Annotated in this window: 17 protein-coding genes; 7 read left to right on the top strand and 10 right to left on the bottom strand. The window is 68.2% G+C overall.

The annotated features are described in order from the left end of the window. The first annotated feature begins 9 nt into the window (after positions 1-9). Positions 10-549, top strand: coding sequence for a YaeQ family protein (locus tag AC3ANJ_RS02535; protein WP_488318084.1), 540 nt, complete (start codon positions 10-12; stop codon positions 547-549). 83 nt (positions 550-632) lie between these two features. Here the strand turns inward: AC3ANJ_RS02535 and AC3ANJ_RS02530 are convergent, their stop codons facing one another. Continuing rightward, positions 633-2966, bottom strand: a complete 2334-nt coding sequence (locus tag AC3ANJ_RS02530; RefSeq protein ID WP_488318083.1) for a DEAD/DEAH box helicase — start codon at positions 2964-2966, stop codon at positions 633-635. 241 nt (positions 2967-3207) lie between these two features. On the opposite strand from AC3ANJ_RS02530, the gene AC3ANJ_RS02525 reads away from it, so the two are divergent. Next, complete coding sequence (locus AC3ANJ_RS02525) at positions 3208-4104, top strand: aldose 1-epimerase family protein (RefSeq protein ID WP_488318082.1); 897 nt, start codon at positions 3208-3210, stop codon at positions 4102-4104. Positions 4105-4155: 51 nt separating this feature from the next. On the opposite strand, the gene AC3ANJ_RS02520 is transcribed toward AC3ANJ_RS02525, so the two are convergent. After that, positions 4156-7659 carry an efflux RND transporter permease subunit gene (locus tag AC3ANJ_RS02520; protein WP_488318081.1) on the bottom strand — a complete coding sequence of 1168 codons (3504 nt, stop codon included), beginning with the start codon at positions 7657-7659 and terminating at the stop codon, positions 4156-4158. Between the two features lie 20 nt (positions 7660-7679). Next, positions 7680-8264, bottom strand: a complete 585-nt coding sequence (locus AC3ANJ_RS02515) for a TetR/AcrR family transcriptional regulator (protein WP_488318080.1) — start codon at positions 8262-8264, stop codon at positions 7680-7682. Positions 8265-8364: 100 nt separating this feature from the next. Here AC3ANJ_RS02515 and AC3ANJ_RS02510 point away from each other — a divergent pair, with 100 nt between their 5' ends. Next, entirely contained in the window at positions 8365-9171 is an 807-nt protein-coding gene (locus AC3ANJ_RS02510) for a hypothetical protein (protein WP_488318079.1), read from the top strand. On the opposite strand, the gene AC3ANJ_RS02505 is transcribed toward AC3ANJ_RS02510, so the two are convergent. From AC3ANJ_RS02505 to AC3ANJ_RS02495, 3 genes are all read right to left on the bottom strand, one after another. Beyond that, on the bottom strand, positions 9168-9551 hold the full coding sequence (locus tag AC3ANJ_RS02505) for a fluoride efflux transporter FluC (RefSeq protein ID WP_488318078.1): 384 nt from the start codon (positions 9549-9551) through the stop codon (positions 9168-9170). The two genes, AC3ANJ_RS02510 and AC3ANJ_RS02505, sit on opposite strands and share 4 nt — an antisense overlap. Beyond that, on the bottom strand, positions 9548-9925 hold the full coding sequence (locus tag AC3ANJ_RS02500; protein WP_488318077.1) for a fluoride efflux transporter FluC: 378 nt from the start codon (positions 9923-9925) through the stop codon (positions 9548-9550). The genes AC3ANJ_RS02505 and AC3ANJ_RS02500 overlap by 4 nt, the downstream gene beginning before the upstream one ends. A 95-nt stretch (positions 9926-10020) precedes the next feature. Further along, a complete protein-coding gene (locus AC3ANJ_RS02495; RefSeq protein ID WP_488318076.1) occupies positions 10021-10800 on the bottom strand; it encodes a MerR family transcriptional regulator in 780 nt (259 codons plus the stop codon). 157 nt (positions 10801-10957) lie between these two features. Between AC3ANJ_RS02495 and AC3ANJ_RS02490 the strand changes: the two genes are divergently transcribed. Together AC3ANJ_RS02490 and AC3ANJ_RS02485 are read left to right on the top strand one after the other, a co-directional pair. Continuing rightward, positions 10958-11797, top strand: a complete 840-nt coding sequence (locus tag AC3ANJ_RS02490) for a DUF4097 family beta strand repeat-containing protein (protein WP_406247146.1) — start codon at positions 10958-10960, stop codon at positions 11795-11797. Next, complete coding sequence (locus AC3ANJ_RS02485) at positions 11794-12414, top strand: PadR family transcriptional regulator (protein ID WP_406247147.1); 621 nt, start codon at positions 11794-11796, stop codon at positions 12412-12414. Before AC3ANJ_RS02490 ends, AC3ANJ_RS02485 begins: the two co-directional genes overlap by 4 nt. Positions 12415-12418: 4 nt before the next feature. Here the strand turns inward: AC3ANJ_RS02485 and AC3ANJ_RS02480 are convergent, their stop codons facing one another. After that, positions 12419-12961 (bottom strand): universal stress protein, encoded by a 543-nt coding sequence (locus tag AC3ANJ_RS02480; RefSeq protein ID WP_488318075.1) that lies wholly within the window; start codon positions 12959-12961, stop codon positions 12419-12421. Positions 12962-13108: 147 nt separating this feature from the next. Between AC3ANJ_RS02480 and AC3ANJ_RS02475 the strand changes: the two genes are divergently transcribed. Together AC3ANJ_RS02475 and AC3ANJ_RS02470 are read left to right on the top strand one after the other, a co-directional pair. After that, positions 13109-13294, top strand: a complete 186-nt coding sequence (locus AC3ANJ_RS02475) for a DUF3073 domain-containing protein (RefSeq protein ID WP_116634077.1) — start codon at positions 13109-13111, stop codon at positions 13292-13294. Positions 13295-13386: 92 nt separating this feature from the next. Then, positions 13387-14208, top strand: coding sequence for an MOSC domain-containing protein (locus AC3ANJ_RS02470; protein WP_488318074.1), 822 nt, complete (start codon positions 13387-13389; stop codon positions 14206-14208). Positions 14209-14273: 65 nt separating this feature from the next. Here AC3ANJ_RS02470 and yicI read toward each other — a convergent pair whose 3' ends face one another. The 3 genes from yicI to AC3ANJ_RS02455 all read right to left on the bottom strand — a co-directional run bounded on the left by yicI (position 14274) and on the right by AC3ANJ_RS02455 (position 19258). Then, positions 14274-16511, bottom strand: coding sequence for an alpha-xylosidase (gene yicI / locus AC3ANJ_RS02465; RefSeq protein WP_488318073.1), 2238 nt, complete (start codon positions 16509-16511; stop codon positions 14274-14276). Between the two features lie 137 nt (positions 16512-16648). Beyond that, complete coding sequence (locus tag AC3ANJ_RS02460) at positions 16649-17788, bottom strand: ROK family protein (RefSeq protein ID WP_488318072.1); 1140 nt, start codon at positions 17786-17788, stop codon at positions 16649-16651. 9 nt (positions 17789-17797) lie between these two features. After that, complete coding sequence (locus tag AC3ANJ_RS02455; RefSeq protein WP_488319217.1) at positions 17798-19258, bottom strand: sulfatase-like hydrolase/transferase; 1461 nt, start codon at positions 19256-19258, stop codon at positions 17798-17800. Between the last annotated feature and the right edge of the window lie 2 nt (positions 19259-19260).

The raw sequence follows: 19260 nt of genomic DNA, 5'->3' as shown, positions 1-19260 counted from the left end.
TCGAGAGCTATGGCTATCGGCGCGATGATCCACACGTTCACGGTTCAGCTCGCCGACATGGATCGCGGGGTCTATGAGGAGCTGACGCTTCGTGTGGCGAAGCATCCGTCCGAGACCGACGCCTACATGCTGACGCGCGTCCTCGCCTACTGCCTGGAGTACACCGAGGGGATCACGTTCAGCGAGGGGCTCTCGTCCACCGACGAACCGGCCGTCGTCGTCCGCGACCTCACCGGACGCACCACCGCCTGGATCGAGGTCGGCGCACCGGACGCCGAACGCATGCATTACGGCAGCCGCCTCGCCGAGCGCACCGTCGTGTACACGCACCGCGACCCCGCGAAGGTGATCGCCGCGTGGGAGGGCAAGCGCATCCACGATGCCGACGGCATCCGCGTCTACGGCTTCGACGCCGGTTTCATCGACGCCGGCACGCGTGTCCTCGAGCGGCGCAACACCGCGACCCTCACGGTCACGGAGGCGCAGCTCTACCTGGATCTCAACGGCACATCGCTGTCATCGGCGGTGCACGAGCACCGGATCGACTGACGCGCGGTCGCGAGACTTAAGCTGCGGCGCGAGACCTGGCTGGAATGGCCAAGTCTCGCGCCGCAGAGTACGTCTCGCGAGGGTCAGGCGGTGAGATCCGAGGCGGTCGGAACCCGTCCGGCGATCTCCTCGATGACCTCGTCGCCGACGCGTGCCGACTCGAAGGGCGCGTCGATCTCGGCGCGCTGGAGCAGCTCGGTCATGCGACGCTGACGCTGACGCGTGATCAGGGTCACGACACGGCCCGAGCGACCGGCGCGACCGGTACGACCGGAGCGGTGCATGTACGTCTTGTACTCGTCCGGAGCATCGGCCTGCACCACCAGGTCGATGTCGTCGACGTGGATGCCGCGGGCGGCGACGTCCGTCGCGACGAGGACCTGCACCTTGCCCGACGTGAGGCGCGCCAGGTTGCGGGTGCGCTTGGCCTGGTTGAGGTCGCCGTGCAGCGAGACCGCAGAGATGCCGATCTCTTCGAGCTGCTCGGCGAGCATCTCGGCGTAGGCGCGGGTGCGTGCGAACACGAGGGTCTGTCCCTCGCGGTCGACGAGCGACGCGAGGATCTCGGCCTTGTCCCGGTGCTCGATCACGAGCACGCGGTGCTCGATCGTGCCGGAGTCCTGCGTCTCGCCGGCGACTTCATAGACCGCAGGATCGACCAAGAACTCCTCGACGAGGGCTGCGACCTCACGGTCGAGCGTCGCCGAGAACAGCAGCTTCTGGCTGCCTTCGGCGGTGTGACGGAGAATGCGCTGCACCGGCTCGACGAAGCCCAGCTCGCACATGTGGTCGGCCTCGTCGAGCACCGCGATGCGGCAGTCCGAGAGATCGAGCTTGCCCTGGTCGATGAGGTCCTCGATGCGACCCGGCGTGCCGATCACGATGTCGACGCCCTTCTTGAGGGCTCCGACCTGACGCCCCTGGGGCACGCCGCCGTAGATCTGGGTCGTGAACAGCCCAACGCTGCGTGCGATCGGCTGGATGGTCCGGTCGATCTGCAGAGCGAGCTCGCGCGTCGGAGCGAGGATGATCGCCCGCGGGGAGCGGCCGAACTCGCGCTTCTTGCCGGCCTGCGACTTCAGGATGCTTTCGACCAGCGGAGCACCGAACGCGATCGTCTTGCCGGAGCCGGTGCGGCCACGGCCGAGCACGTCGCGGCCTTCGAGTACGGCCGGGATGCTGGCAGCCTGGATCGGGAACGGCGACACCGCGCCCATGTTGGCCAGGGTCTCGACGATGTTGGACCCGAGGCCCAGGTCCGCGAAGGTCACGTTCTCGACCTCGGCCGCCTGCACAGTCTTCGCTTCGAGGCGCTCGTGGACGACATCCTGAGCCTGCTCGACGTGCGAACGGGCGGCCGGCTTCGTCGTGGCGTTCCAGTTGTCGCGACCCGGACGCTGCTCGGTGCGACGGTCATCGCGACGCGAACGGTCGTCGTTGGTACGAGGACGCTCCTGGCGGTCGCCGTTGTAGCGGGGACGCTCGGCGCCGCGATCGTTGTTGTATCGGGGGCGCTCGGCGCCACCGTCACGGTTGTAGCGAGGGCGCTCCGCACCACCATCACGGTTGTACGACGGACGCTCAGCGCCACGATCGTTGTTGTAACGAGGACGCTCCGCACCACCACCACGGTTGTACGACGGACGGTCACCGTCACGACGCGGACGCTCCGCCCCACCGTCACGGTTGTAACGCGGACGCTCCGCACCACCGTCACGGTTGTAACGCGGGCGCTCCGCACCACCATCACGGTTGTACGACGGACGCTCAGCGCCACGATCGTTGCTGTAACGCGGACGCTCCGCCCCACCGTCACGGTTGTAACGAGGACGCTCCGCACCACCGTCACGGTTGTACGACGGGCGGTCACCATCACGACGGGGACGCTCAGCGCCACCACCACGGTTGTACGACGGACGCTCTGCCCCACGGTCGTTGCTGTAACGCGGACGCTCCGCACCACCACCGCGGTTGTACGACGGGCGGTCACCATCACGACGCGGACGCTCAGCGCCACGGTCGTTGTTGTAACGGGGACGCTCGCCGTCGAAACGACGCTCGCCGCCGGTGAAGCGCGGACGCTCGGCCGACCCGCCGCGCTCGTCGCGGTGGTGGGGAGCCTCACGGCGACCGGACTCGGCACGGCCCCGGATCGAGCGGGCCTCGTCGCGGCCGGCGCGCTCCTGTTCGGTCCAGCGGCCCTTGGGCGCCCCGGACGCGGAGTCGGGACGGTAGCCGCGGTGCTTCGGGCTCTTGTGACCAGGACCGGTCGGGCGCGACGCGGAACGGTCGTCACCGGCATCCGCACGGGGCGGACGGCCGTCGTTGTGACGATCGCGGAATGGGGTCTTCTTGGCGTAACGCGGCTCGAAGTTCGCCGCCGGGCGTCCGCCCTTGGGCTTGTGGTTCTTGGGCATGAGTGTGTCCTTCTGGGTTCTCGACACGAGAACAGCCGTCTGGGCGCGCACGCGCAGACAGATCCGGACATCCGTCGGCCGGGGCCATTCATGTGATGGTTCATGCGCGTCGAACGACGCTCACCATCGGCCCCTGGACTCACACTTCACACAAGAATCGCCCGCGCCGCAGCGCGGCTGTCCGAAGCCGACCCTTACAGGGTACCGCGACTACCTGAGAGGACCCCCGTACGATGTCGGGGTGACCTCTCTCTCCCCCACCGGCACCCAGATCCAGCTGCAGCGCGGTGCGGTCACCGCGCAGATCACTCAGGTCGGGGCAGCCCTTCGATCACTGACCGTCGGAGGCATCGGCCTCGTGCCGCCCTACCCGCTCGGCGAACCGACCCCCTCGTGCTCCGGCGTCGTCCTCACTCCATGGCCGAACCGCGTCCGCGACGGCCTATGGGACGACGAGGGCACCACCCGCCAGCTCGCCGTCACCGAGCCCAAGTTCGACAACGCCAGTCACGGGCTGCTCCGCTTCGCCGCCTACGAGGTGTCGCCCGCAGAGTCCTCGGTCACGCTGCGCGCGACGATCGTCCCGCAGACCGGCTGGCCGTACGAGATCGGTACGACCGTGACGTACACGCTCACCGACACCGGCATCGCGGTCGAGCACATTCTCGAGAACCGATCGGATGCCGCGGCCCCCGTCGCGCTCGGCACCCACCCGTTCGTCACGATCGACGACGTCGATCCCCACGATCTGGTGCTCACGGTCCCGGCGGCGACGCAGTTCGACGTCGACGACCGCATGCTTCCGACCGGCACGTCGCCGGCACCGGCCGCGGTGCGCGACGGTGTGCGCCTGGGCGACATCGTGCTGGATACCGGATTCGCCGATCTGACCCGGGATGCCGATGGCCGAGTGCGTCATTCCCTCACGGCACCGGATGGTCGGCGCGTCACCCTGTGGCAGGGCGAGGGCTTCGACTACGTCCAGGTGTACACGACGACCTCGTACCCCGGTCAGGCTCTCGCCGTCGCGATCGAGCCGATGACGGCGCCGGCGGATGCTCTGAACAGCGGTCTCGGCATCCGTCGTCTTCTACCAGGCGAGAGCTGGACCCTGCGCTGGGGCATCGAGCTCGGCTGAATCGGCACTCCGCGTCGGACTCGCTTCGCTCGCTCGACGAACGAGGGCGCGTCAGTGCAGCGGGTTGGCCGGCGGGAGGCCGGACTGGCGCTCGCGCAGTTCGCGACGCGTTCGCGCCTGTTCGCTCTGATCGACGGAGGCCGCCACCGCAGATGCCGCAGCGGCAGCAGCCGCAGCAGCAGCCGCGGCAGCCGAGGCTGCGGCAGCCATCGCCGAGTGCGCCGACTGACTCGAGTAGGACGACTCCTCCTCGTAGTGAGTGAGATGATGCGTCCGCTCCGATCGCTCCAGCTCGGTCGACGGCTGCGGCGGCACAGGCGCGGCGGCCGACGGCGCAGGAGCCGATGCCCCGCCCGTCGCCCCTGCGTCCCGCGCCGCAGCACCCGCCCCGACGACCGCCAGAGCGCTCACCAGAGGATCCGCGGCGACTCCGCTCGCGGGCCCCGAGGCATCCGGACCCGGCTCGGGCGCAGGCCCGGCAGGTCCGCCGTCTCCGTCACCGCGCGCCGCGCGCTTGGCAGCCCGTCGCTCCTTCGCACCCTCGACGAGGTTGTAGAGGGTCGGCAGCACGATCAGCGTCAGGATCGTCGAGGAGACGAGCCCGCCGATCACGACGATCGCCAGCGGCTGCGAGATGAACCCGCCGTGGCCCGTGATGCCGAGCGCCATCGGCGTGAGCGCGAAGATCGTCGCGAGCGCCGTCATGAGGATCGGACGCAGACGCTTCTCGCCACCCGCCATCACGGCATCCCGTGCCGACAGGCCCTTCTCGCGGTACTGATTCACCAGGTCCACGAGCACGATCGCGTTCGTCACCACGATGCCGATGAGCATCAGCACGCCGATGAGCGACGCGACGCCGAGCGGCACACCCGTGACGATCTGCAGCAGGATCGCGCCGGTCGCCGCGAACGGCACCGAGACGAGCAGCAGCAGCGGCTGACGCAGCGACTTGAACGTCGCCACCATCACGACGTACACGATCAGGATCGCCGCGAGCATCGCGAGCCCCAGCTGCGAGAACGAGTCGGCCTGCTGCGAGGCGACGCCGCCCACCTCGGCGCTGGCGCCGTCCGGCAGGTCGACCTCTTCCAGCGCCGTGTTCACCGAGGCGGTCGCCACGGCGAGGTCGTCGGATGCCGGGGGCACCGTGACGGTGGCCGTCCGGCGTCCCTGCTGGGTCGTGATCGACGTCGGGCCCTCGCGCTCCTCGACGGTCGCGACATCCTGGAGTTCGATCATGCCCGCAGGCGTCGGGATGGCCAGCTCACGCAGCGCCTCGACCGTGGTCGGCGGCTCGGGGTCGGCGAGGTAGATCGTGAGCGACGTGCCGTCCAGTTCGATGGAACCCGCCTGCTGGGGCTGCATCGCGCTCGACACGATCGATCCGACGGCGACCTCGCTGAGACCCGCGGCGGCCGCGGCATCCCGATCGACGACGACGCCGATGTACGGCAGCGAAGCGGCCAGGTTGTCGGTGACGGTTCCGATGCCGTCGCGGCCGTCGAGCTCGGCCGTCACGGCATCCGTCGCGTCCTGCAGCGCCTCGGCGCTCGGTGCCGTGATGTCGACCTCGATGTCACTGCTGCCGAATCCGGCTGAGGCGGCCACCGTGATCTCTCCGACGCCCTCGAGGTCGTCGACGGCGTCCTGCACGTCCGTGCGCAGCTGCTCCTGATCGACATCCGGGTCGGTCTGGATCGAGTAGTTGATGCCCGCACCGCCCGAGAACGCGTCGCGCAGCGACGAGCCGCTCGAGCCGATCGAGACCTGCACGGTCTCGATGCCGTCGACGTCCATGAGCGCGTCCTCGACGACCACGGCCGCCTCGTCCTGCGACTCGAGGCTCGCGGTCGGGCCGAGATCCTGCGTGACGGTCATGGTGTTCTGACCGGAGTCGCTGAGGAAGTTGACCTTCATGAGCGGAGCTGCGGCGAGCGTCGCGCCGAGCACGACGACGGCGATCACGACCGTGATGCCGGAGTGCTTGAGCGTCCAGTTCAGGATCGGGCGATATCCCTTCTGCAGCGCCGTCGGAGGCGCGTCGGGGTGCTCGGGGTCGATCTGCTCGCCGTGCTCGTCGAGCAGCGGCTTGCCGGGGCGCAGGAACCAGTACGCGAGCACCGGCACGATCGTGAGCGCCACGAGCAGCGACGCCGCCATCGCGATCGTCACTGTCATGGCGAAGGGCCGGAAGAGTTCGCCCACCATGTCGCCGACGAACACGATCGGCAGGAAGACGGCGACGGTCGTGATCGTGGATGCCGTGATGGCACCCGCGACTTCGCGCACGGCGAGCACGATCGCGCTCATCTTGTCGGCGTCGCCGACGTAATGGCGCTTGATGTTCTCGATCACGACGATCGAGTCGTCCACCACGCGACCGATCGCGATCGTCAGAGCACCGAGGGTCAGGATGTTCAGCGTGTAGCCGAACGCCTGCAGGCCGATGAACGTGATCAGCACGCTGGTCGGGATCGAGATCGCCGTCACCAGGGTCGAACGGATCGACAGCAGGAAGACCAGGATCACGATGACGGCGAAGACGAGACCCAGCAGACCTTCGGTCGCGAGCGTCTCGATGGACTGCTGGATGAAGGGCGCCTGATCGAACACGACCGTGAACTCGGCATCCGGGAACGCCTCGGAGATGTCGTCCAGCGCCGCGAGGACACCGGAGGACACCTCGACCGTGTTGGCCGCCGGGAGCTTCGTGATCGAGATCGTGATGGCGTCCTCGCCGTCGACGCGGGAGATCGACGTCACCGGGTCGGTGTCGAGTGCGACCGTCGCGACGTCGCCGATCGTCGCGTCCGTGCCGACCAGAGGCAGAGCGGCGATGTCGTCGACGGAGCCGAGCTTGGCTCCCGTCTGCACGGTGAAGGTGTCTTCGCCCTCGGTGATCTCGCCACCGGGGAAGAGCACGCCGTTCTGCTCCAGCGCGTCGTTGATCGCCTGGGGGCTGACGCCGCGCTCCATGAGAGCCGCGTCATCCGGCGTGATGGTGACCCGCTCGCCGACGCCGCCGACGATCTCGGCGGCGTTGACGCCGGGGACGTCCTCGAGGTCGGGGACCGCGACGTTCTCGAGATCCGCCTGCACGGTCTGCGCGTCGTCGAACCCGGTGACGGCGACCTGGATGACGGGCAGATCGTCGATCGACACCGACAGCACCTGCGGCTCGACCTCCTCCGGCAGCTGCTGCGAGATGCGGTTGATCGCCTGCTGCATCTTCTGCTCGGCGGTCGCGAGATTCTCGCCGTACGCGAAGGTCGCCTGCACGATCGACGCATTGGTCGTGCTCGTCGCGGTGGTCGATTCAAGCCCCGGCACCCCCTGGATGGCGGTCTCGATGGGCGTGGACACGTCGTTCTCGACGACCTCCGGCGATGCACCGGGGTAGCTGGTCATGACGATCAGCGCCGGCAGCTCGAGCGAGGGGATGAGCTCCTGCTTGAGGTTGTTCAGAGCGAGCCCGCCGAAGACGGCGGCGACGATCGTGATCAGCGCGATCAGTGCGCGATTCTTCAGACTCAGGACGGCGAGTTTCGACAAGGCTGTTCTCTCTCGGTCGGTCAGACGGATGCTGTGGTTGACGGAGTCGACGCCGGCGAACGGAGGATCCCGGCGAGGGCGTCGCGGATGAGCTCTTCGTCGAGCGGCTCGTCGTGGATCTGTGAATGCCACAGTACGCCGTCGATGAAAGCGGTGGCTGCCCTCGCGCGGTCCACGCCGTGAACGGGCGCGATGAACCGGACGACCTCGTCAGACCAGTGCCGAGCGAGCTCACGGACGCGCGGATCGTGCACGGCCGCTGTGACCACGGCGCGTTCGGCCTGGATGCTGCGCGCCTCGGCGAGCGCCGCACTGACCAGACGGGCGATGACGTCCGGCGTCACGCCTTCGGCGAGGACGGTCTGCCGTGTGCTGTCGAGACGCAGATCGACCTCGGTCGCGAGCGCGTCGAGCGCCGCATCCCTGAGGTCGTCGAGCGTGGCGAAGTACTGCGTCGTGGCGCCCAGCGGCACGGCGGCGCGCGCCGCCACCTTGCGGTGCGTGATCGCATCGACGCCGATCTCGACGATCAGCTCGGCCGCGGCCTCGATGATCGCCAGACGGCGCGCCTCAGGGTCGCGCCTGCGGCGAAGGTCTGCGCCCACCACGACTCCCTGCTGCCCGACTTCTGTACTTTTGTACAGTTTCACACGCCGACCATTGAGAGGATGCTGTGAGTCAGCGGCACTCGAGCGAGGGGGAGAAATGGGTACGACGGCGGAATTCGATGCGGCGTGGGAGCGCGCGAACGCGGACCCGAGCATCGCTCAGGCAGAGTGGGCAGCGGCGCTGCCCCTGGCGCGCGAGGGCTTCCGCGTCGATCCGGACCTGTGGCTCATGCGAATGCGCATGGCGGTGTCGAAACTCGAGGACATCGCGACGTCACCCGAGATCCGTGCCGCGTCTGAAGAAGCCGTACACGAGATCCTCGCCTACGGTCGGGCTGGTGCGGATTCGGACCCGCAGCGGCGCGACCTGCTCGTCACCATGCTCAACAGCCACTCGATGCGACTGGAATCCGAGGGCCGGCTCGAAGAGAGCCTCGCGCTCGCGTCGGAGCAGAGAGACCTGGCCGAAGCCGACGCGGTGGCAGCGCCGGCGGACGGGAGGACAGCGAGCATCCTGCAGCACGCACGCGACAGGCTGGCCGAGCTGCGTCTGGCGACGGGAGACGCCGTCGGCGCGCTCGAGATAGCGAATGCCCTGGTCGCCACCTCGCGCGCGAACGGCGAGGATCCGTCGCAGGCGCCCAGCGGTCTGCCTGCCTGGTTGGAGTTGCGGGCCCGCGCCCTGGCCGCGGTGGGCGACGTCGCGCAGGCGCGGGCCGAATTCGAGACCGCTCTCGAATGGAAGCGCGGCAGGGTGCGCACAGGACGCTTCTTCCTCGCGCACCTCGACCTGGCCGAGGCCCTCGACGAGTATGCGGCGATGCTGCGCGGGATGGGCGACGAAGCCGACGCGCTCGCTGCCGAGCAGGACGCGGAGCGCGTTCGAGTCGAGAAGACCGCTTAACTCCAGAGCGATCCGAGCGCGAGCCCGGCTCCCGCGGCCAGGATCGACGACGCAAACGTCCCGAGCAGGTGCAGGACCGACACCTGGCGCGCCCCGTCGCGCCACAGCCCGATCGTGTCGAGCATCGCGGTGCTGAAGGTCGTGTATCCCCCGAGGAATCCGACGCCGACGACGAAGGCGGCGTCCGGCAGTGCGGCGGTCACGATCCCGAGCGCAAAGGACCCCGTGATGTTCACGATCACGATTCCCCACGGGAACGCCCGCTGCACTCCCGGCCGCATCGCCTTGACCGCGGCCGTGACGCCGACGCTGACCAGGTACCGTGCAGCGGCACCGAGACCACCGGCGAACGCCGCGAGCACGAACACGAGAGGTGTCATGTCATCGGCCTCGATCGTGCGATCCGGATGCCGGCGACGGCGGCCGCGACCCCGAGCACGAGACTCAGGGCGGCATAGAGCACTGCCTGCAGCGGAGCATCCGTCCACAGCTGCACCGAGCCGACCGCGAACGCGCTGTAGGTGGTGAAGCCGCCGAGGATTCCGGTGCCGAGGAAGATCTTGAGGTTGGCCCGAGGGCCGTCAGTCGGCCAGGCCGTCAGGATGCCGATGAGGAAGGCGCCCACGACGTTCGCGGTGATGATCGCGAACGGGAAGCCCCCGGCATCCGGAATCGCCAGCGTGAGAGCGAGTCGGGCCGCCGTGCCCAGTGCGCCGCCGAGCGCCACGAGCACAGCGCGGCGGACATGGATCACGTTCGCCACTGTAGCTCGCCCCACCCCTGCGTTCGAATCGCGCGAATTGCTGTTCCCGAGTGGGATCTGCAGCGATTCGCGCGATTCGAAACCCGTTACAGGTTCGCCTCCGCGTAGACGCGGAGCGCGTCGCGGACGAACTCGGCGCCGCGGGTGCCGCCGTCGCTTGTCGCGTAGTTCGCGCCGAAGCGCGGGTCGGCGACATACATCTCACCGAGACCGACCACGTAGCCCTTGACGTCACCGCCCGGCACGGCCGCGGGTGTGCCGGGCACTCCCGTCAGCCACTCGACGTGACGGGCGGCGATCGCCTGCGCCTCGTCGGATGCCGGATCGATGCCGCTCTCGGCGGCGGCGATCCAGTCGCGTCCGAGATCGGACACCAGCTGCTGCCAGTCGGTGCGCTCGGCATCCGTCATGCTGCGCCACCAGCGGTCGCTGTCGGCGTAGGCCTTCTTGCCCCAACGGTCTTCGACCTCCTCCTTGTACTGGGTGTGGTCGAAGCCGTCGAACATGTTCTCTGCCATGAGTTCTTCACCTCCTCTCAATGCGTTGATGGTGGATTCGACCGACGCGATCTGGCGCGCCAGCCTGGTCTGCTCCTCGCGCAGGAGCGCGAGGTGGGTTTCGAGTGCGGATTCTTCGGCGCGCTCCCGCGACAGCACTTCGGCGATCTGCGGGAGGCCGAGTCCGAGCTCGCGCAGCAGCAGGATGCGCTGCAGCCGCACGAGCGCCTGCTCGTCGTAGTGCCGGTAGCCGTTGTGCGCGATGCGCGTCGGTGCCAGCAGACCGATGTCGTCGTAGTGACGGAGCGTGCGGCTCGTCGTGCCGGCCAGTCGTGCGATCTCCTGGATCGACCAATCGCGTGTGCCCACGGCATCCTCCTCTCGTTGCGATATCTCCACCGTAGAAGTTGACGCTGCGTCAAAGTCAAGCGCGACCGGAAGAATCTTTTTGACAAACTCGAGATATATCGTGTTATTCTCCTAATACGCGATATATCTCGATATCGCCCAACCCAGGAGAACAGACATGACCGAGAAGTGGCTCATCGCCCCCGGCGAGGAACGCGTCATCGACATCGCCCAGGCGACCAAGCTGAAGATCGGCCTGGTCGGCGGTCAGGTCGATGTCGTCGCACACGACGAACCCGGCATCCGCATCGAGGTGCACGGCGTCACGACCAAGGACCTGCGCATCGAGTCCGACGGCACGCAGATCGAGATCGATCACCCGCAGATCGGGTGGGACAACTTCCTCGAGGTGTTCCGCAACTTCGGCTCGGGCGGCCCCAAGGCAGAGGTCAGCGTGGCGGTGCCTCGCGGCATCGCACTGAACCTCGGCGTCGTCAACGCCGGCGCACTGGTCTCTGGCCTCGCGAACGACGCGAAGCTCAACACCGTCTCGGGCGACATCATCGTCGACACCCACACCGGCGACCTGTCGGTGAACACCGTCTCCGGCGACGTCCAGATCCGCGAGCTGACCGGTTCGATCAACGCTAACAGCGTCTCCGGTGACGTCGCCGTGACCGGCTCGGTCCGCAGGATCACGATCGACACCGTCTCGGGTGCGATCTGGGCCGACGCCACCGGCAACATCAACACGATCAACCTGAACACCGTCGCCGGCAACAGCACGATCCGCCTCGAGGAGACCCTCCCGGCGAACTACGTGATGCGCTCGATGAGCGGCCGCGTCATGGTCGACGGCATCGACCGAGGCGCCACCGGGCCCACCAACTACACCGGTTCGGCGGGAGAACTGGCCGGAAGCTTCGTCGACGTCCGCGCCAACTCGGTCTCCGGCGACATCACGGTGCTGCGTCAGCCCGTTCGGACCGTCGCGGATGACGAGGAGTGGGAAGCATGACACCCGCAGTCTTCTCCCACGGCGACCTGCGCCTGTACCTGCTCTCGCTGCTCGCGGAGTCCCCGCAGCATGGCTACGGCATCATCCAGGCGCTGACCGACCGCACCGGAGGCACGTACACGCCCAGTGCCGGCACCATCTATCCTCGGCTCGCCAAGCTCGAGGAGGAGGGTCTGGTCACCAAGACCGTCGACGGCCGCACCACGATCTACGCGATCACGGATGCCGGGCGAGCCGAACTCGCCTCGCGTGAGGACGACCTCGCCGGCATCGAGGACGACCTGGCCGACTCGGTCCGCCTGATCGCCAACGAGGTAAGGCAGAGCGTGCAGGAGGCGATGAAGAGCCTGCGCGCGGATCTCGCCTCCGCAGCCAACGAGGAGCGCAAGGGCGCCAAGACGCGGCCGCGCGCCGCGGGACCCGACGACCCGCGCGTCGCCAGTCGCGAAGAACTCGGCCGAGCGGATGCCGTGGTCAACGCATTCCGCGCCCGCATCCGCAGCGATCTGCGCACGCACGTGGCACGCGGCGGCGTGCTCGCAGCATCCGTCGTCAGCGAGCTCGAGAACGCACTGGACACCGCGGCGAAGGCCGTGACGCGCGCGCTGAAGGACTGAGTCCCTACTCGGTCCAGATCTCGGCCTGGTCGTCCGGCACCGGCTCATCCAGCGGGACGACCAGGATCGAGCGGTGCTGACGGTGGGCGAGGCGGGCGGCGACCGAACCGGTGAAGAACTCGCGGATCGACTCGCCGATGCCGCGCTTGCGCGTGCCGATGACGATCAGCTGCGCGTCGAGCTTGCCGGCGAGCTGCTTGATCGCGAGGGCGGGGTCTCCGACGAGCTGGCGGGAGGTCCATGTCAGCCCGCTCCCCTGAAGCGCCTTGGTGGCCGCTTCGGTGACGTGCTCGAACTCGGCGGCACCGGTCTCGACGTTCATGTCGATCGGCGCCGAGTGGACGTAGCCGTCCGGATCCTCGTACGTGACGAAACGCGTGACGTCGACGTGAACGACCACCAGCGGAGCGCTCAGAAGCGTCGCGTAGCGGATCGCCTCCTGCAGCACGCGCGGGTTCTGCTCTGGCTGCATGCCGACGATCACGGCTTTCTGCAGTTCGCTGTTCTGGACGGCCTCTTCGGACGACGTGGAACCGGCATCTGACATGCGGATCGCTCCCTTCCCCGGGTCTCGAACGGCCAGCGACTCCGGCCCTCGTGCTATTCTGAATGCTACTCTTACCGGCGTTCAGCCGGTGTCGTGAATGCGCGGGCCCCAGATGCCCGCAGCTTAGATCGTGAGGGGGTCTCGCGCATGGGCCGTGGCCGTCAAAAGGCGAAGCACACTAAGATCGCCCGCGAACTCAAGGCGTACAGTCCGTCGGTGAACTACTCTGCGCTGGAGCGCGAGCTGGGTCATCCGACCGACGAAGACGCCTACGTCGACAAGTGGGCCGACGAGTACGCAGACGAAGACGAGGACGAACTCGAAAAGGCATAACGCCCGAGTTCGTCGATCGATGACCCCGTCGCACTGCGGCGGGGTCATCGTCGTACCCGAGAGCACCCGGTTCGGGATGGAAGGATGCTGTCATGCCCCGCGTCATCGCCCTGTACCGTCACCCCGTGAAGGGGTTCACACCCGAACTCCGCGATGAACTGCTGATCCAGCCGGACGGACGCGTCGCGGGCGACCGCGTCCTCGCCTTCCGGTTCGCGAATGCCGTGACCCCGGAGGACCGCGACGGGCTGGACTACTGGCCGAAGTCGCAGGGGCTCGCGCTGGAGTCGTTCCCCACGCTCTCCCAGCTCCGGTTGTCTTACGACGACGCCGCGCAACGCGTGCGGATCCTGCGAGAGGGCGCGATCCTCGTGGAGGCTGCACTGGACAACGCCGGACGCCGCGCGCTGTCGGACGCCGTCACCGGGTTCGTCATGGAGTCCGCCGAGGCGAAGCGCCTGCGGCGTCCGGGGCGGCTGCCGGTCGTGCTGGTCGGCGACGGCGCGCGCTCCCGATTCCAGGATCGTGCGCGCGGGTACGTCTCCGTGCACAGCACCGCGAGCGTGAACGCCCTCGGGGGTGCCCTTGAGCAGGAGATCGATGACCGCCGGTTCCGTTCGAACGTCGTGATCGACGGTGTGGACGCCTGGGAAGAGCTCGACTGGACCGGCCGGGTCCGCATCGGCGAGGTGAGCTTCTCCACGGCAGGGCCGATCGTGCGCTGTCTGGCCACCCACGCGAACCCCGACACCGGCATCCGCGACGCGCGGGTGCTGACGACTCTGACGTCGCGCATCGGTCAGGAAGAGCCGACCCTCGGCCGGCTTCTGCTGCTGGACGGCGTCTCCGGCGGCATGGACGATCATGGCCGGGGCGGCGTCATCCGGGTGGGCGACGAGGTGCGCGCCGGCTGATCCGCGCGCCGGTGACCATCAGCCTCCTGCTGCGCCTGAGCGCGTCGCTCAGGCGCAGCGGCAGATCATCCGGTCACGTCGGCACGGTCGACGGCGAACACCTGTGAATGGCCGTCCGGCGTCGTCACGGTGATCTCGGCGACACCGCTCCCGCCGGGGAAGACGCGCAAGGCGAGCCCGTCGAGGTAGTCGTAGTCCGGTCGATCGACCCGAGCACCCCACGGCAGGACCGCGCCGGGGCGGACGTAGAGCGGCAGGGTCGTGAAGTCGTGCGTCTCCCGCATCCAGCGACCGCCCTCCACGCTCTCGCCTGTGAACAGGCTGGTCCACGTTCCGGCGGGAAGGTAGAAGTCCACCTCGCCTGATTCCGTGAACACCGGCGCGACGAGAAGGTCATCGCCCAGCATGTACTGGCGATCGAGATGAGCGACGGCGGGGTCGGCCGGGAACTCGAACGACATCGGACGCATGAGCGGCACGCCGGTACGCGCGGCATCCAGGCCGGCTTGGAAGAGGTAGGGCATGAGACGCATCTTCAGGTGCGTGAAGATGCGCGTGACTTCGACGGCCTCCTCGTCGAAGGCCCACGGCACGCGGTAGGACTTCGAGCCGTGGAAGCGAGAGTGGCTGCCGAGCAGTCCGAACGCGGTCCAGCGCTTGAAGACGGCCGGATCCGGGGTTCCCTCGAATCCGCCGATGTCATGGCTCCAGAACGCGAATCCGCTCATGGCCAACGACAGCCCGCCTCGGAGCGTCTCCGCCATGGAGGGGAATGTCGATGTCGAGTCGCCACCCCAGTGAACGGGCATCGTCTGGCCGCCGGCGGTCGCAGAACGCGCGAACAGGACCGCTTCGCCCTCTCCGCGTTCCTCGACGAGCACCTCGTGCACCGCCTTGTTGTAGAGCTGCGCGTAGAGATTGTGCATGCGTGACGGGTCCGATCCGTCGAAGTAGTCGACCTCGAGCGGAATCCGCTCGCCGAAGTCGGTCTTGAAGCAGTCGACACCCTGCCGCATCAGCCGCCGCAGGTGCTCCTGGTACCACGCCGTCGCGTCGGGGTTGGTGAAGTCGACGAGCCCCATGCCCGCCTGCCACATGTCCCACTGCCACACCGAACCGTCCGGCCTGGTCACGAGGTAGCCCAGCGCGGCCGCCTCCGCGAACAGCGGCGAACGCTGGCCGATGTAGGGATTGATCCACACGCACACGCGGAGGTCCCGCTCATGCAGACGGGACAGCATCCCCTCCGGATCAGGGAACGTGCGCGGATCCCATTCGAAATCGCACCAGTTGAACTCGCGCATCCAGAAGCAGTCGAAGTGGAACACCGAAACCGGCAGTTCGCGCGTCGCCATCTCGTCGATGAACGACGTCACGGTCGCCTCGTCGTAGTCGGTGGTGAAGCTCGTCGAGAGCCACAGACCGTACGACCACGCCGGCACGACGGGGGGGCGGCCCGTGAGGGCGGTGTAGCGGGTGATCACATCCTTCGGGCTCGGCCCTGCGATCACGAAGTACTCCAGCACCTCCCCCGCCACCGAGAACTGCACCCTTTCGACCGTCTCGGATCCGATCTCGTAGGAGACATGGCCGGGGTCGTTGACGAGGACGCCGTATCCGCGGTTGGAGAGATAGAAGGGCACGTTCTTGTACGCCTGCTCGCTCGACGTGCCGCCGTCCGCGTTCCAGACATCGACCGATTGCCCGTTCTTCACCAGTGGACCGAAGCGCTCGCCGAGCCCGTGGATGAGCTCGCCCACCCCGAGATCGAGCTGCTCGTGGACGAAGGTACTCGGCCGTGCCGTCGAGCCGTCCGCCTGCGGGGTGAGCACGATCCCCGGATCGACCTGCGCGCCGGGGGCCAGGTGCACATACCCCTGCGCCTTGTGTCCGCTGCCGGTCACCCGCCGTCCGTCGACCTCGAACGACAGGTTCCAGGGCGCTCCCTGCGCGATGCGCGCGGTCAGGGCGCCGCTGGTGAGCACACCCCCCTCTTCGGTGAGGGATGTCGTGGCGCCGGCGCCCACACGATTCTCGGCGAGCGGGAACCCACCGTGCCACCGGCCGCCTTCGTGGTGTGCGATGCGCACCCGGATGACCCCCTCCATCGGCGAGGAGAGCGTCACCGTCAGCACCGGTCGGTTGAGCGTGTCACCGCGCCTGCCGATGGCGGCGGTCGGAGCGGTCACGACCAGCCCCTGCCCGTCCGCTGCGGCATCCGTCTGCCAGACGTCGTAGGCCTCCTGCGCGTACAGCGCTGTGACACCAGGCCTCAGCTGCCAGAAACCATCGGTGAACTTCATCGCTTCTCCCCTTCGACGGGTCGGGGATCCGCACGCAGATCGACCGCAGAACCCATTTTGTCAAGTAGTGAAACAATATACCGACGGGAGAAGGCCGACGCGAATCAGCGCGGCGCAGAACCTCGTCGCGTCTCGTGTCAGACGAGGAGGCGACGCATCGCGGCGACGGCCGCGCCGCGTGCGTACAGGCCGAACTCGAAGATCGGCCGTTCGATGAGGACCTCGTCCGGGTAGCCCTCTTCGAGGAACTCCGCGAGCGCGGCGCGGACGCTCCGGGGTGCGATCTCGAGCATGTCTGTCCCCTCGCCCATCACGGCGACGACTTCGGGGTCGAACGCATTCACGGCTTCGGCGATCGCAGCGCCCAGCGCCCGACCGGCGTCCTCGAAGGCCGCGCGTGCCAGGGCATCCCCCGCGCGTGCGCGCTCCAGCACCTGCTCGTATCCATCCGCCCCCGCGTTGTGCGCGATCGCCGGCATGGTCACGAAACTGTGCACGCAGTCGACATGGCCGTTGCGGCACACGCGACCGCGGCCGCCGATCCGCGTATGCCCGACGCGACCGGCCCGACCGTTTGCGCCGAGGTGCAGGTCACCGCCGAGGACGACACCCGAACCGATGCCCGCGCCCACACCGTAGACCACGAGCGACGAATGCCGGGCGTGCGTTCCGAACCAGTGATGCGCACCGGCGAGGGCATGAACGTCGTTCACGATCGCCGCCGGCAGATGCGCCGCCGATGTCACGAGATCCGCCAGGCGGACCGCGTTCCACCCGAGGAAGTTCGAGTGATGCAGAACCCCGCCCCCCTCGGCGGTGTCCGAGACGTCACCGGCCACAGCGATCCCGATCGCGACGATCTCGCCGCCGTCGACCCGCGGAATGGACCGGGCGATGAGGTTGACGACATCGGTCACGTCGCGACTGGGCAGGGGATGCTCGGCTTCTGCCACGACCCGCGCCTGCAGGTCGGTCACGACGAGGTACATCGTGTCCGCAGTGAGTTTCACACCGGCGAAGTGGGCCGCATCAGGGCGAAGCCGGAGCATCTCGGCGGGCCTCCCCCGCGATCCGGAGACCTGCAGCGCCCCTTCCATCACCAATCCGCCGTCGATCAGACCACGTGTCACGCGGGTGAGACTCGTTCGCGACAGCCCGAGCCGCTCAGCGATGCGCACACGCGGCTGCTCCCCGTGGAGCAGAAGCTCGAGAAGAACCCGGCGCTCGGTGTCGGGAAGACCAGGCCAGTACTCGACGGCCGGTGAGGAGACGGACACGACGACAGCCTAGCCGGGGGACGACGCCGGTCGCCCGGTCGCCCCGGCGAGTGCGCTCCGCACGCGCTCGGCATGACGGTCGATCAGATCGTCACGGCCGACCTGCGCCAACCACGCGGCATGCAGATCCCACAGCCGAATCGCGTCGTCCGGGCGCGCACCCAGCAGGTCATGCGATTCGGACGGGTCGCTTCGGACGTCGAAGAGCTGGACACCGTCACCGGGGTCGGTGTGCTCCACCACGCGGATCCCTCGTGCATTCGGGTCATCGCCGTGCGTGACGCGCAGCTTGAGATCACCGTTGCGCACGGCCGCCTGGAAGCCGCACTCCCAGTGCAGCTCGTCCCTCGTGCGCACTCCGGAGCGCAGCTGACCCGCTTGATCGACGCCGTCGATGTCGAGCGAGGCGACGTCGTACCCGGCCGCCGCCAACAGCGTCGGATAGAGATCCATCGAGCTGATGATGCCGTCCCGAGTGCCGCCGCCGCTCCAACCGCCTCCTGGCCAGCGCACGAGGAACGGGACACGCACTCCGCCCTCTGCGAGCGTGTACTTCGTGCCGCTGAGCGGCGCGTTGCTGCCGTAGTTGCAGGTCGAACCGCCATTGTCCGTCAGGTACACGACGATCGTGTTCTCTGCGATGCCGCGGTCCTCGAGCCGATCCAGCAGCGCTCCGATCTCCCGGTCCATCAGCTCGAGCTGAGCGAGGTAGTACTCGCGCCCGCGTTCGAGGTGGGGAGAGATCGCCCCGTCGTACCAGTCCGCGTACGTGACACCGCTGGACTCGTCCCAGTCGTCGCGTACGGGCAGGCCGCGGCGCTCCAGTTCCTCCGGCGGCAACTGCCAGCAGAAGTTGTGCACCGCGTTGAACGCGAGCATGGCGAAGAACGGCGCCCCGTCATCGTCCGAGATGAATTCCTGCGTGCGTCGCCCGAGCTCCGCGGTCAGGAAGCCCTCCAGCTCGACCTCGTCGCGTCCCTCGAACATGGGCTGCACGGCCATGCGCCAGTTCCCCTCGGGTCCGTACTCGTCGACGGCATCCTTCGTATGGCGCAGATAGTGCAGTCGTCCCTGCTGGCGGCCGGCGAGGCCGTAGTACGACACGTCGAACCCATGCTCGGGCGGGCACGCGCGATCACCGGGTTCATCCTGGCCGTAGTGCACCTTGCCGAAATAGCCGGTGCGATAGCCGTGCTCGCGGAATCGCTCGGCGAGCGTCGTCCGTTCGTCGGGGAACCGCGTGTCCAGGAACCAGGTCGATCCCCACCGTGCGGGGTGCGTGCCGGAGATCAGCGCACCGCGCGATGGATTGCAGATCGGCGCCGCCACGTACGCGTCGGAGCAGGAGATCCCCTCCGTCGCCAGCCGATCGAGCGCTGGCGTTCGCACCGCGGGATCGTGTCCCACGATGCCGCGGTCCGCGTACCCGTGATCGTCCGAAAGGATGAGGAGGATGTTCGGTGCCGTCATCG

Source organism: Microbacterium sp. STRO-1N, assembly GCF_057748015.1.
Note: the sequence above shows the minus strand (reverse complement) of the source record. Positions and strands in the feature narration are given on the sequence as shown.